Raw genomic sequence first — 13308 nt, 5'->3', positions numbered from 1 at the left:
GACAACCGTAAGTCCAACGTGCGCGCTAACGCCTCGCGAACATTGGCAAAGAAGTCGACCGGCACTTACTAACTGTTGTCGATGAAACCATGCACTTCACCTATGCAGCGCCGCCGCGCGGAGACTTGCAACAGGGCGACATTATTCGCCGCACGCCTGCATTGGAGCGGCTTCTAGAGACCGTTCATCCATTCTATCTGAACGCTGACTATCGGTATTTCATGGTTCTCACGCAGACGTGCGACCTTGTTTCGCGCGACGGAGCGATAGCGACCCCGTACATTTCTTTGTGTGCCATCCGGCCCCTTCAAGAGGTAATAAACAGAGAGGCGAAAAAATATCAAACAAATAATGTCTTGAAGAAGGCAAACGCGATAACTGAACAGGGCCAGAGCAGGGTTAGAATGTTCTTGAAGAGCCTGCTTAACAATAACAACCATGAGTATTTTTATGTACACGAACAGGTAAACAAGGGGATTGGTGATCGAATGTGCGCCTTTCTTCGCCTGTCGATTTCCCTGAAGACCGAACACTACGCCATAGTAAAGAAGGCCCGCATATTGAGCCTGAAGCCTGAATTTCAAGCGAAGCTTGGCTGGCTCGTTGGTAACATTTACTCACGGGTTGGAACAGATGATTGGGTCCCAAGGGCGCTCCCAGAAAACGAATGGAATGAGCTGATCGAAAATATTGTTAAGGAGAATGTCGTTACATTGAACGACAAAAAGGTGGAATCTGTAAAGAAAAATACCCCGGCGGATGTTGTCGATGCGTGGGATACCGTAACCGCTAGAGAGGCTGTAAATGGCGCCCAAGGTCGAAAACTGAAGGATGAAGTTATAGAGATTGTTACGACGGTATTGCGAGATGCTAATATAATCCCTGAAGATCTTATGGGGAAGGCCGTTCTGAATCTTCAGCAGAGCCCTGAATTGAAGGCCAAGGTCAGGAATTAACGCGCTGCCAATAGCCGGCCCAAACCCGACTCACAGAATGATTGAGCGCGCCGCCAAGCAGGGCGTATGCGTTGCCGCCATTTGACCGGCGACGGTGATCTTCCAGCCATGCGGCATGATTGGCATACTGGTAGAGATAGCGGTGCGAAACGTGGTGGTGCTGACCAGCGACCATGCGGCGAAGGCGGCTGAAATAGCTTTCCACCATGTTGGTATGCTTGCCGTGGCCGTCGCTGTAGCTTTCCGAGTGATTGATACGGGTCGAAGCGTAATCAGCCTCCAGCGCGTCCCAATGGTTCGCTTCATCCGCGAACAGCTTGGAACCGGCCAGCATGCGAGAGCGGGCGATTTCGACGCCTTCGGCCTCACGATGACGGACGAACGTCAAGGTGCGGCCAGCGCGTTCGCGCAGGGCGATCACAACGCGACGGCGGTCTGACTGGTTCTCCTTCATGCGACGGTCCTTGCGGTCCTCTACGCGGTTCTCAGGGCGCACCACGCCGCCGAAATAGGCGCCGTCAATCTCGACCTCGCCTTCAAGGGTTTCGTTCTTGGTTTCAGCCGACAGGGCTTCTCGCAGCTTGTGAGCCAGCACGAAGGCGGTCTTGTATTGAACGTCCAGATCGCGGGAGAACTGGACCGCCGACATGCCCTTCGCGCCGTTCACGAACAGGCATATGGCGGCGAGCAGATCGACAAACGACAGCTTGCGCGAGGCGAAGATCGTGCGCGACGTGACGGAGAACTGCGCACCGCAAGCGGCGCACTTGAACTTGCGACGGGTCGGAATGTCGTAGTGATCCAAGCACCCGCATTTCGGGCAAACCGGCTCGGCTTGCGTCGAAGCCCAGCGAAGGCGCTTGAACGTGTCGTAAGCCTTTTCCTCGCCACCTTTGTAAATCTCTTTGAGGGAGAGGGTGCGGCTTTCGGCGGAAAGGAGGAAGTGTTGTGCCATTGCCCCAGGCCGACGGGGGTGACATCCGTAAAGTCGGGACCGTAGTACACCGAGAGATACCACTCGCCCTCTGTAAGAGCGTTGGGGGCTTGCCCGAGCCCAAGGCGCTGCATGCTCTTGTCGATGACAGTCCGAACGACGTTGGACGTGCCCTGCTGGATGCCTTCGCCGAAGCCGGTCCAGATGAAGGCGCCTACGGCCAACACAGCCACACCCAGCAGGCCGAACCTCGCACCTGTTGACTTCGTTTCACGCCCGGGCTCGATTTCCGGCTGGTCCTGCATCCGCCCCTCGCAACGCTCGTCGGGAACAACTTGGGACCCGATTATGGGCCCCAAGGGATCGGTCAGCAGGCTTCCAGATGAACTTTCTTCTTCATGTGCATTCCTCCTCGACTCAAGGGCACTTGCCGTGCGGAGCCGAACACACGCAGTATGGAAATGATAACCCGATTGCGGCTTTCAAGTGTCCTCGCATCCCCCGAGGGCGCCACCTGATCTCTCGGGCAACCTTGTTCGGCGCCGCAGTTATTGAGGCGGTCGGCTTGGAAGCAGTTCCTTATGGCCCTCATGCATAAACCAGAGCACCCGTTTGAGATGACTGCGAAGGGCCTTACGGGCGCGGATTGGCTCTTTGACCGGATCGATACCCAGTACATCCAGCGCCATCTCCTCTTCGCTGGCACTGTCGGCGCAAGCGTCCATGAGCTTCAAATAGAGCTCGAAATGCTTGTCATCATATGCGGTTAGGCTTTCCGACCAGGGGACTTCCGTTGCAATGGTTGGATCAGGCGTTGGGCGCGATCTGCTTTTCATCCATGTCTCGCTTTGGCGATGAACCAGGCCCCCGTTCCAATTCAGAATATCTCCATCTAGCGCACTTTCAACCGTTCTCGGCCTTCTTCGGACAGTGCCCAATCGTTGCATATGGTCGTGGGTTCCAAATTGGCGCGCGGCTGCTCGCGACCAATACATCCTCAACTTGGCGAGGCGATGTAACGCCCGGCTGAACCAGAATGGCGCGGCTATTGAGCATCGCCGATTGGATCGAACCTCTTATTTTAGCTTCGCGATAATCTTGTCTGGATGCTTGCAAGCGTCCCATCATGCCGCCGTACATACGCTTAAGGATCTCGCCCATCACCGTACGAGCAGCAAACATTTCCAAACTCGATCTTGCAACTTGAGGCTTTGCGTTACTGCATAGCTGCATTGCACAATATGTGTTTGGGCATTGCACAACTTTTAGCGATTAAGCTTACAGCTGATGCACGCGATGGTTTTCTCCCATTCCATCGTATCAGCTGTTCCCCTCTGAAGGTTTTGACTTTACACCTAAAGGGCCTCGGTTTTCCGATGGCCCTTTTTTTTGGCGGTCGCCATGTCGTTAATTGCAACGAGGCGCGATCGCCGGTTCAGCCATTAGGCTTTGGAACCATTTCTGCCCGGCTGACCCCTCCCGACAAAAGTCTGACCTTTGCCAGCCTTCTATGGGCAAGCGTTCGCGCCAGAAGTTCAAAGCCGCGTCCGTAACATTCGACAATGAAAGCCAATGTCATCAGGTCGAGCAGAAACTCGTCAATCGCACGTGTGAGCGCATCAGACTTTTGTTCGAATTGAAGTAGCAGGGCGCGGGCGTCTTCGATCGCGGCCTGGCAATCGTCTGCGTCAATCAGGGAACTGATCCTGTCAAAAATCTGCAAGCGTCCTCACTTTTCAAAAGCCACACTCAGCATCGAACGCCGCTGATGAGTGAGTTTCCAACAAAAGAACAACGTCGCGTTTCCCGAAAAATCGCTCGGCAGCGCTCGAACGAGCATGATGCCTCAAATGACATGTGAATCCCGGCTCACCAAGATGTGGTCGAAGGCGAGTGAGCCGGCCCATTTCTGCGTCTCGGCCGCCAGACCACTGGTCAGGAGGAACTGTGGCCACATCGTCGGAGACAAATGGGTCATCTATTCTTCCAGCCGCCACGGTTCAGCCTAGATTACATGGGAAGCGACAATAACGGAAAGCAAAGGATCGCAAAATGAGTAGGGTGGCTGGATCAAACGAAGATTTGGCTGCACCAACGACCTTTGGGCCACTTCTGCAGCCCACCTTTCGCTCGATCTGGCTCGCCACGCAGGTTTCAAGCCTCGGCTGGTTGATGCAGACTGTTGCCATCAGCTGGCTGATGGCAACGATCTCGGCTTCCGATCTGATGGTTGCGTTGGTGCAGGCTTCATCGAACCTGCCCGCTTTCGTCCTGTCCGTTTTTGCCGGAGCTCTCGCCGACAATTTCAGCCGGCGCCGGGTCATGTTCGCCGGTCGGTGCCTTATGGTGATTGCCTCCGCGATGCTGACCGCGTCCGTGGCGCTGGGCTTTGTCAGTCCGTGGATGATCCTCGGCTTCAGCTTCTTGATCGCAAGCGGCGGTGCTCTCAATGATCCGGCCTGGCAAGCGTCGGTTGGCGATATTGTGGATCGACGAGATGTTCCCGCTGCCGTCACCCTGCTTTCTGTTGGATTCAATACCGTCCGGACTGTGGGCCCGGCGCTCGGCGGCATTGTAGTTGCCTCGTTTGGCCTTATGGCGGCATTCGCGGTGACCACGCTCACCTATTTCGTACCCTTGGCCACTATTTGGCGCTGCAAGTGGAAGGTTCGTTCTTCCCCTCTTCCACGCGAGTCGATGAGGACGGCGATCTATGACGGGCTGCGCTTCACGGCGATGTCATCGGAAATCAAGGCCGCGATCGCGCGCGGAACCCTCTTTGGCTTGGCGAGCATCGCCATACTCGCGCTGCTGCCGGTGGTTGTCCGCGATCAGCTGGGAGGAGGCCCGCTCGCCTATGGCGCGCTCATGGCCGGCTTCGGGACCGGAGCCGTCTTCGCTGGCCTCTCCAACAGCCTGTTCAGACGGAGCTTGTCGCAGGAGCGGCTGATGAGGCTCTCCTGCGTCGCCTGCGCGGCGTGCTCACTTTCCCTGGCACTGACAACTTCGATCGGGGTGGCGGCAATTGCACTCGCTTTGGGCGGCGCGGGTTGGGTCACCGCCTGGTCAGGGGTCGGTGTGAGCGTGCAGCTGGCAAGCCCGCGCTGGGTCGTGGGGCGCACCATCTCGATCTACTATGCTTTGATAGATGGTGGCATCGCGCTCGGCAGCTGGGTGTGGGGCACGGTGGCCGAAAACCATTCGCTGGCCCTGGCGCTGGAGGGTTCCGCTGCCTCCCTGATGTTCGTCGCTGCAGCCGGCGTTCTGTTTCCTCTTCGCGAGCGCCGCGACTCAGAGCCCGATCCTCTGGAGGAATTCGATGCCCCCGCTGTCGCTCTCAATCTGAAGCCGAGAAGCGGCCCGATCGTGGTCAAGGTCGAATATCTGATAGCCGAGAGAAATCTCGAGGCTTTCCTCGACCTCATGCGGCAGCGGCGTCATGTACACAGCCGGGTCGGTGCTCGGAATTGGACGCTCCAGCGGAACTTGCAGAAGCCTATGCATTGGACGGAAACGTTCCGCACGCCAACCTGGACGGACTACCTTCGCCTCAATCATCGTCTGACGGAAGTGGACAAGGAACTGGACGAGCGTGTCTTCCAGTTGCACGCGGGAGAGGAAGCGCCTCAGATGACACTTTCCATCGAGCGACCGACAAGCTCGGCCCGCAAGCCCGAGCACTCAGCTTTTCGCCATCCCCGTCATTGAAGCCCGGCCGGCACAGAAAACGCGATTCTTGTCTATCGCGCTCAAACCGGTGCGGGAGACGGACAATCCACCAAAATTCGATGATGGGTGGCAGAGAAGAACCCCAGGCTGAGAGTGCGACCGATCGGTCCCCACGGTGAAGCGGAGCCTGGGGCTACAGCGGCACGCGACTATTGCCGCGTGTCACCTTTTGAAATTAAAGTCTTCCTCAGTCCGCCTCGCTGATCCGGGCCAACGCTATCTTGAGGTTGGCATTTTGTCCCGCCAGCTCGCTGAGACGATCACGTTCGGCGGCGACCACATCCGGACTGGCGTTGGCAACGATGCACCCGCGCGGAGCGTGCTGTTGCTGGAAGCAGGAAGGCATGATCGGCCAAAGCCGGGAGAGGTGCTGCCGGCAGTAGCGAATGGGCTGCTGCGTCAGCTTGGTGTCTGGACGCCGTTCGCCCAGGCCGGCTTCGTTGAAAATCGTGCGCTTGTTTCGGTGTGGGCCAATGAAGTTCCCAGCGAGCGGCACGGCATGTTTTCCGCTCAAGGTGCCGGCTGGCAGCTCGACCGGACGCGATTCGACCGGCTTATGGTGCAGGCGGCCAAGGCGGCAGGTGTGGACACGCGGTTTGGCTCGGCCGTGGGTTCGGCAGTGCGCGACGATCAAGGCTGGCTGCTCAAGCTGGCCGATGAAGCTATCGTTGCCCGCGCCGTGGTTTGGGCGACCGGTCGCAGTTGGAGGCTGGCGCGATGTTTCGGCGCCAAGCTCACCATGCACGGACATCTTGCCGCCTACACACGCTTTTTCGACCGCGCACCGGGCGATTGCAGCATGGTCGTCGAGGCGCGTCCCGAAGGCTGGTGGTACAGCGCCGACTTGCGCGTGCCTCACCGATCCGGATCTGGGCAGCGAACTGCGCAAAGCCGGACATTGGTACCGCGCTTTAGCCGCAACGCAGTCCATCGCGCCGCTCGTGCCGCCCAACGCAATCGAGACCGCCAGCATGATCAAGGCGGCGGGAACCGCAACGATCGATCCCGCCGCCGGTGACCGCTGGGTCGCGGCGGGCGACTGCCTGTTCTGTGCCGATCCACTATCATCACGCGGGATCGTGCATGCACTCCGCTCAGGGATCCTGGCGGCCTACGCGGCATCGGACATGCTGGACGGGCGTGGCGATTCGCCTGCGCCCGCTATCCAAAATCGCCACACGCGGCTTTGCCGATTGGCTCCCGGCGCTGGCTGCCCACTATGCAGCCGCCGCGCGATGGGACACGCCTTTCTCGCAGCGGCGGCGCAGCCATGTCTTCCACGCGTCTAGCATCGAAGGAGGGAGGTCAGAGGTGGTCTCGGGACGGGGTGCTCGGCATTTATGAACCGACCGAGCGCCAGCGAGTGCTCGTCGGCGGGCTCGATGGCGGCATCAGGCCAGGGAACTCGGCATCCATGATCATCTCCGATTTAATTCAAATTTGTCTGTATATATTGACGATTGCACTACCTTCACCTCGTAGACGGCAATGCGGGCGGGTAGAGAGGGTTCTATGATATGACAAGCGATTTTTCCGCCGCCCGAGTGCATTTAGATCGAGCGTATGACTACCTTTGTGGGGATGACCCGATGAGTCAAAGGGGCCGCGAAGCCTTGGACCTGCTAATTGAGGCGGTTGCCGTCGAAGAGTTCAAGCAGCCACGCCAAAGCGCTGAGGTGATAAGGTTTCCGATCGGGCGCCGCTGCTGAGGTAATCTCCACGGCCGCCATGTAGCCTCGCGGGTGAGGCGCTCACGGCAGGGACTCGCCGCCCCGTGAGGGCCGGGAACGAACAATTGGCAAACGGAAAGCCCACTTGCCAGACCAGCGCCCGGCCGGCGTGGCAAGTAGGCCGGCGGTTCCAAGCGGAGACATTGATGCCGGACTATGTCGTGCTTTGCATCGCATTAAGCTGCTGCGGGATATACATAACGCCATCCCTAAAAACATCGAATGCGGCAGCGACAGCGCGAATCCCAAAGCGATGCTCCCGCCGTACGCGGACAAAGCCGTTTTCGATGTCCACTATCCCGTCCTTGGCCAGCATGGCCAAGCGCTCAGCCGAATCGCGAAGACGGATCGGATCAGATCCGTGGGCGACACAGATTGCCGGCACGTCAGCCTCGAAATCGCACATTAATCGCTCGATAATTGCGGCTCGCACGCGGTCGTCGTCTGTGAGGCGATGGCCCTTCGATGTAGCCAGTCGGCCAGCTGCGATGTGCTGGATGTAGGAATCCCGTGTAACTTCGTTTTGAACGTATCCCTGGCCGATGCGGCCGATAGCCGACGCGCCGAAACCGATCAGGGTTCTGCAGGTATCGGCCGAGTAGCCCAACGAGTTACGTCGCAGGCGACCTGTTTCCTGTGCCAGCGCGAGCTCGTCGTCCGGCAAGGCGAAATGGTCGAGCCCGATCTGTCGGTAGCCGGCGGCAATCAGCGTCACGGCGACAGCCGCATACTGTTCAGCGCGGGCAGCGCTGTCGGGAAGAAATTCCGCCTCGATGAGGCGCTGATTCTTTACTTGAGATGGGATGTGCGAGTAGCCGAACAAGGCAAGCCGGTCGGGGCGCATGGCGACCGCCGCCCTCACTGTTTCGACGCACGACTCCACCGTTTGACGCGGCAGGCCGTAGATGAGGTCGAAGTTGATGCGGCTCACTCTATGCCGGCGCAGCACTTCCACGGCAGCCGACGTCTGGGCCTCGCTCTGGATTCGGTTGATCGCTTTTTGAACAATGGGATCGAAGCTCTGTACGCCCAGGCTCGCGCGGTTCACGCCGGCCGCTCCCAAGCCTTCCGCCATCTCGGGCGTGAGCGTGCGTGGATCGATCTCGATGGCGACCGTAGCTGTTTTCGAGATGGCGAAGCGGCATCGCAGGAACTCCATCAGAGCGAGGAACTCGGCTGGTCCGATGAGAGACGGCGTTCCGCCGCCGAAATGTATGTCGCTCACGGGCAACGTCTTCGGCACTCGCTCCGAAACCAGACGGATCTCGTCACGCAGCGCCGCCAGATAGTTGAGGATGGGCGCATCACGGCGGGTGATGGTGGTTGGGAAGCCGCAATACCAGCAGGCTGATCGGCAGAACGGAACGTGCAGATAGAGTGACACCGGATCATCAGCCGGCAGGTTCCTGAGCCATTCCTCATAAGCCTCGGCGCCGACCGCCCCAGAGAACTCCGACACAGCCGGATAGATAGTGTACCAAGGTAGCCGGGCCTCTCGAAATTTCGTGGTCTGCAACGGTCACCGTCCCATGCTGATAACATCCAACCTTACCGCTGCGCTCGCCTGCGTCTTTGCGCTATGTCAGTCCGTTCCGCTTTGGGCTCGAAATTTTTTAGCAAATGGGCGCCGTTCAGTCTTGGCTGGACAGCGATGGTCTGAGCGCACTCGGTCAGCGACTGACGATGGTGTTCCCGCCGAAACCCTCACGCGCATCGTTTTGTTCCACCGTCCCTTCCCTTCATCTGCGCGTGGGAGATTCTTCTGAGCGCAGATGCCGCATCCGATGAGACAATACGGTGTTGGGTCCAGACTTTGCACGCCAGCTAGCGCCGCCCATAATGATCTCTGCCGTCTCGATGAGCTCGTTGTGTGAATTGCTGGCAAGAAGCATTAGCTGTGCCGCGCCGCTTTCAGCACGAAAACCTGCTCGACGCGACCGTCAGGTCCGCCGCAATGCCAAGGCTGGCGCCTAGGACTAAGTGGTGCAAGGCTGCGGCGCGTGGTTATCGACCATCAGCTCGCCAAAGTGACGGCGTCGTACCGAGCGGTGGCCGCCGCATGATGCCTCAACGGCGGGGCTCACAGGAAACAATGCCGTCGCCATTAAGCCAAACTGTCGCGAAGCGAACAGACGAACCGTAGCCGAAACGTTTGCCGTTCGTGCTTGGGTGGATCCGCAAGGCAAAAAGAACGGAAGCGCGAACCAAGGTCCGCCCGCACATTTGAGCTTCAAGCCGCAGCTGGGTCGTCAGGGTGGCACGTCATTTGCAGTAGTACCCTTTGTGAGGCCCGCCGCGGAGGTGAAAAGGGTAATTGTACAAAAATGTCGTATGATCGTCTGGAGTGATAACTACTTAACAAATGTGACAGCAAGTCTCAACCACATTCTAAATTCTCCTAAGCATTAGCACGGCAGGTGCAGCAACACTCCTAGAATTAAGCTTGATTCGCTATCAATCGTTCGCTTAGCAAAAATCATTTATCGGTCTCGATTCCTTTTACTATTTAGACGGAGATCAACAATGACCATTGGGAGCCTCCTCCTCGGCTCAACTGCGGCACTGATCGCCGCTTCCGACGCTCGCGCCGTGATCATCGTCCCCGAGCCTGATCCCACTGAGTACCTCAAGATCTGCGACGTCTACGGCTCCAGCTACGTCTTTATTTCAGGCACCGAGACCTGCCTGCGCATCGGCGGCTATCTCAGCTACTACGTGGGCTTGGGCGATGTCGGATTGTTTTACCACGCAAGAACCTCAGATGTGAGGACCGGTGAGGATCAGGGTACATGGCAAAACAACACGCGCTTCACACTGAAAGCTTGGACCGGCCAGGAGACCGAACTCGGCACGTTGAAGACCTACACCGAAACCCGCGTGAATTTCGGTAACCGCCACACTTCGGTTTCGGACAGTTCTCGGTCCTATGCCTTCAACGGAGACAGCATCTTGACTTTCGCCTGGATTCAGCTTGGTGGCCTCCGAGTTGGTAAGGACTGGTCGGCCTTCGACATGTTTATTGGCGGCGCGGGTGACGTACTCAACCAGACGCCGGTTCCGTACGGCGCTTTGGATACCAATGTGGTCCAGTACTACTTCGACGCCGCGAACGGCTTTTCCGCCGTGGTTTCGCTCGAAGAAGGCTCAGGCGTGGTGGGCACAATCGACAACTACGCTCCGCACATAGTCGGCGGCTTGAAATACACACATGGCTGGGGAGCGATCACCGGCGTTGCTGGTTATGATAGCAACTACGAATCGGTGGCCGCCAAGGTCCGTGTCGACATCAATGTCACCAACGAACTGTTGCTGTTCGGAATGTTCGGCTACCGTTCCAATGGCAAGCTCAACGACGACTCCATGAACGCGATCGACGCTCATGGTCGCGGCTTCTATAAGATTTGGGGCGGGAACTGGGCTTTCTGGGCTGGCGCCGCTTACGAGGTCAACGAGACAACTTCGTTCAACCTTCAGCTCTCGGGTGATCAGCTCAAGAACTATGGTGTCGCTGCGAACGTCGCCTATGCGCTTCTTCCAGATTTCACAGTTACGGCTGAACTCGACTACGACCGCTACGGAGGCTCCGCCGTCGGAAAGGTGAAAGCTTCCGAAGTGAACTGGGCCAATGCCAACAAGAAGAGCAGTGTCGGCGGTATCCTGCGTTTCGAACGCTCATTCTAATGCGATGAAGCGTTGAGCTCCGAGGTGCAGTTGATGCGCGGACATTTCCCCTACATTCCGTTTGATTGTGGATGCACGGCTCGGACGGCCGTCGTACGCGGCGACGTCATGGAGCTCGGGTTTGACGCCGTGCTCCTGAACACGGCGGTCCCGAGGGCGGCCGATCCGGTCGGGATGGCGCGTGCGTTCGGCAAGGGGGTCGATGCCATTCGTGAAGCTAGCACTGGAATGCTCGAACCGCGCTACTCACCGAAGGTCGGCAGGGCTGTCTTCTCATGAAGCTCGATCCCTTCTATCTGAATTTCGACGTGCCGGCTGGGTTGACCGGCTGGCGCCGCTCGGCGTGCGTCTGCTGCAGCTCCGGATAAAGGATATGGACGAGAAAGGACTGCAGACGGAAATCCGCCGCGCGAACGACGCCTGCGCGGTCCATGGTTGCCAAGTGAGCGTCAACGACAATTGGCGCACGGCAATCGAGGAAGGCTGCGACTTCGTCCATCTTGGTCAAAAGGATTTGGCTGCCGCCGATGCTGACGATTAAATATGCCGGATTGAAGCTCGGCCTTTCGATCCACGATCACACCGAACTGGAAACGGCGCCAGTGGCCGAGCCGGAGTATGTGGCGCTCGGTCCAGTCTATCCAACTAGCCTCAAGAAGATGAATGGGCGTCGCAAGGGCTCGAGCGGATCAGCGAGTGGAAGCACCAGGTCGCGCCGATCCCATTGGTCTCCATCGGCGGCCTCAACCTGACCGGCTCGAACGCGTTTTTCGAGGCTGGCGCGGAAAGCGCAGCCATAGTCACCGACTTTGCGCTGAACGACGCCCCAGAAGCGCGCACGCGAGAATGCATCGAAAGACAGAACAATGGCGCTGGGGCGAGAACCGCATCTGCTCGTTGTTATCGGGTCAGATTCCCGCGGTGGGGCTGGAATTTGCCCGCGAGATCGAGACGATCGCTTGCCTTGACGTGCGCACCTGCCTTTGCTGTCAGCGCGCTGACGGTTCAAACCCAGGAAGACGCCTTGGAAATCCAAGTTACGCAACCCGGTCTGGTGACGGATCAAATGCGCGCTGCGCTTCAAGCTAACAGAGTGGCCGGCACCAAGGTTGGCATGCTCGCAACGGCTGAGATCATCGTCGCTGCGGTTGCCGCTGTGCTGCGCGAATATCGGGGGCATACCGACAATCCAGATCCGGTGCTGGCTTCCACGTCAGGCCGAGCGCTTCTTGAAGCAAGCGCCATCCCGCATCATGAAGTAGCATCTGATGCCGCTTTGCCGTGTCGACACCCAATGTCATTGAACTGGCGCTTCTTGCCGGCTCAGAGCTAGCGGCCAATGAGGTCGGCGCGCTTCAAGAAGGACCACAAGCCACCCCGTCTGCTGGACTACTCCTCCACCATTCGAGACACGGATGGTTCCTATCCAGACAATTGATTTTATCAATCTGCGACAATACCGCATAGCGACGCCGGCGGAATGATCATCCGTAGCAAGACGAGCTGCTTTCGGCGGCCTGCAGGACGCGCACCGCGACCGAGTACAAGCCGGCTCGTCTGCAGCCATGTTCGGATCGGCCGCATCGGTGCGCCGAATGAGATTGCCGGCGGAACGCTCTATTCGTGCAGCTGTGACGGCAGTCATCTCACCGGGGCCATCCTGCCGATGGATGGCCGGCAGTCGGTGCAGCATGGCTGACACTGTTCACGGAATGAAGCCGCTCGCGCTTCGGACGGTTGAAATGGAGGACATTAGCTTGGAACCGATCAGTCTCGACGAGCTTCTGGCCAGCGTCGGCAAGGAAGTCGGCGTGTCGCCGTGGCGGGTGGTCTCGCAGCGGATGATCGACCAGTTCGCCGAGTCCACCGATGACCACCAGTTCATCCACTGCGATCCGGAGCGCGCCAAGCGCGAGACGCCGTTCGGCGGCACCATCGCACATGGCTTCCTGTCGCTTTCGCTTTTGTCGGCGATGACTTTCGAGACCATGCGGCCGCTCGAAAACTGCAAGATGGGTGTCAACTATGGCTTCGAATCGCTGCGCTTCCTGGCGCCGGTGAAAACCGGATCGCGCATCCGCACCCGTTTCGTACTGGCCGACGTCAAGGTCAGGCCGTCGGGCTGGGTGCAGACGGCGCTGGGCGTGACGATTGAGATCGAGGGCTCGAAAAAGCCGGCGCTGACCGCGCGCTGGTTGACGCTGACGCTGATCAAACGCCAGCCGGAGGCGGCCTGAATTGTCAACGAGCGTCAGCAGAGACGATCTTCACGTGCCGG

The 13308-nt window shown here is 58.6% G+C and carries 13 protein-coding genes and 2 pseudogenes; 9 read left to right on the top strand and 6 right to left on the bottom strand.

The features are described 5' to 3' along the window. Window positions 1–89 precede the first annotated feature (89 nt). Complete coding sequence (locus tag X735_RS144070; protein WP_031213559.1) at window positions 90–956, top strand: hypothetical protein; 867 nt, start codon at window positions 90–92, stop codon at window positions 954–956. On the opposite strand, the gene X735_RS144075 is transcribed toward X735_RS144070, so the two are convergent. From X735_RS144075 to X735_RS1000000170300, 5 genes are all read right to left on the bottom strand, one after another. After that, window positions 946–1911 carry an IS1595 family transposase gene (locus tag X735_RS144075; RefSeq protein WP_023812698.1) on the bottom strand — a complete coding sequence of 322 codons (966 nt, stop codon included), beginning with the start codon at window positions 1909–1911 and terminating at the stop codon, window positions 946–948. The genes X735_RS144070 and X735_RS144075 overlap by 11 nt on opposite strands. Before the next feature lie 527 nt (window positions 1912–2438). Next, on the bottom strand, window positions 2439–2726 hold the full coding sequence (locus X735_RS1000000167895; RefSeq protein ID WP_081726247.1) for a hypothetical protein: 288 nt from the start codon (window positions 2724–2726) through the stop codon (window positions 2439–2441). A gap of 67 nt (window positions 2727–2793) precedes the next feature. Further along, a complete protein-coding gene (locus X735_RS1000000168875) occupies window positions 2794–3072 on the bottom strand; it encodes a hypothetical protein (RefSeq protein ID WP_155930592.1) in 279 nt (92 codons plus the stop codon). 253 nt (window positions 3073–3325) lie between these two features. Then, window positions 3326–3613 carry a hypothetical protein gene (locus tag X735_RS01000000166155; RefSeq protein ID WP_050592724.1) on the bottom strand — a complete coding sequence of 96 codons (288 nt, stop codon included), beginning with the start codon at window positions 3611–3613 and terminating at the stop codon, window positions 3326–3328. A 123-nt stretch (window positions 3614–3736) separates the two neighbouring features. Further along, a complete protein-coding gene (locus X735_RS1000000170300; protein WP_023812696.1) occupies window positions 3737–3868 on the bottom strand; it encodes a hypothetical protein in 132 nt (43 codons plus the stop codon). A 74-nt stretch (window positions 3869–3942) separates the two neighbouring features. Between X735_RS1000000170300 and X735_RS144090 the strand changes: the two genes are divergently transcribed. The 3 genes from X735_RS144090 (at window position 3943) to X735_RS1000000169930 (ending at window position 7328) form a co-directional block, all read left to right on the top strand. Continuing rightward, the gene (locus X735_RS144090; protein WP_031213558.1) at window positions 3943–5598 is read left to right on the top strand and encodes an MFS transporter; all 1656 of its coding nucleotides are present in this window, start codon (window positions 3943–3945) and stop codon (window positions 5596–5598) included. A 256-nt stretch (window positions 5599–5854) separates the two neighbouring features. Further along, a complete protein-coding gene (locus X735_RS144095) occupies window positions 5855–6637 on the top strand; it encodes a hypothetical protein (RefSeq protein WP_023812694.1) in 783 nt (260 codons plus the stop codon). A 499-nt stretch (window positions 6638–7136) separates the two neighbouring features. Continuing rightward, a complete protein-coding gene (locus X735_RS1000000169930) occupies window positions 7137–7328 on the top strand; it encodes a hypothetical protein (RefSeq protein WP_023812693.1) in 192 nt (63 codons plus the stop codon). A gap of 175 nt (window positions 7329–7503) precedes the next feature. On the opposite strand, the gene hemN is transcribed toward X735_RS1000000169930, so the two are convergent. Continuing rightward, window positions 7504–8865 carry an oxygen-independent coproporphyrinogen III oxidase gene (gene hemN, locus X735_RS144105; RefSeq protein WP_023812692.1) on the bottom strand — a complete coding sequence of 454 codons (1362 nt, stop codon included), beginning with the start codon at window positions 8863–8865 and terminating at the stop codon, window positions 7504–7506. A gap of 1007 nt (window positions 8866–9872) precedes the next feature. Here hemN and X735_RS144110 point away from each other — a divergent pair. From X735_RS144110 to X735_RS144120, 5 genes and pseudogenes are all read left to right on the top strand, one after another. Beyond that, a complete protein-coding gene (locus tag X735_RS144110) occupies window positions 9873–11030 on the top strand; it encodes a porin (protein ID WP_023812691.1) in 1158 nt (385 codons plus the stop codon). 18 nt (window positions 11031–11048) lie between these two features. Beyond that, window positions 11049–11309, top strand: a pseudogene (locus X735_RS144115) (thiazole synthase); the annotation flags it as partial. Further along, window positions 11306–11886 (top strand): annotated as a pseudogene (locus X735_RS1000000169925) (thiamine phosphate synthase); the annotation flags it as partial. The pseudogenes X735_RS144115 and X735_RS1000000169925, both read left to right, overlap by 4 nt. 78 nt (window positions 11887–11964) lie before the next feature. Then, window positions 11965–12363: a bifunctional hydroxymethylpyrimidine kinase/phosphomethylpyrimidine kinase gene (locus tag X735_RS1000000169920; RefSeq protein ID WP_348625601.1), complete on the top strand. Its 399-nt coding sequence runs from the start codon at window positions 11965–11967 to the stop codon at window positions 12361–12363. Between the two features lie 409 nt (window positions 12364–12772). Further along, a complete protein-coding gene (locus X735_RS144120) occupies window positions 12773–13267 on the top strand; it encodes a MaoC family dehydratase (protein ID WP_031194149.1) in 495 nt (164 codons plus the stop codon). Window positions 13268–13308 lie beyond the last annotated feature (41 nt).

The sequence above is a fragment of the Mesorhizobium sp. L2C084A000 genome, from assembly GCF_000502875.1.
Lineage (GTDB): Bacteria > Pseudomonadota > Alphaproteobacteria > Rhizobiales > Rhizobiaceae > Mesorhizobium.
Note: the sequence above shows the minus strand (reverse complement) of the source record. Positions and strands in the feature narration are given on the sequence as shown.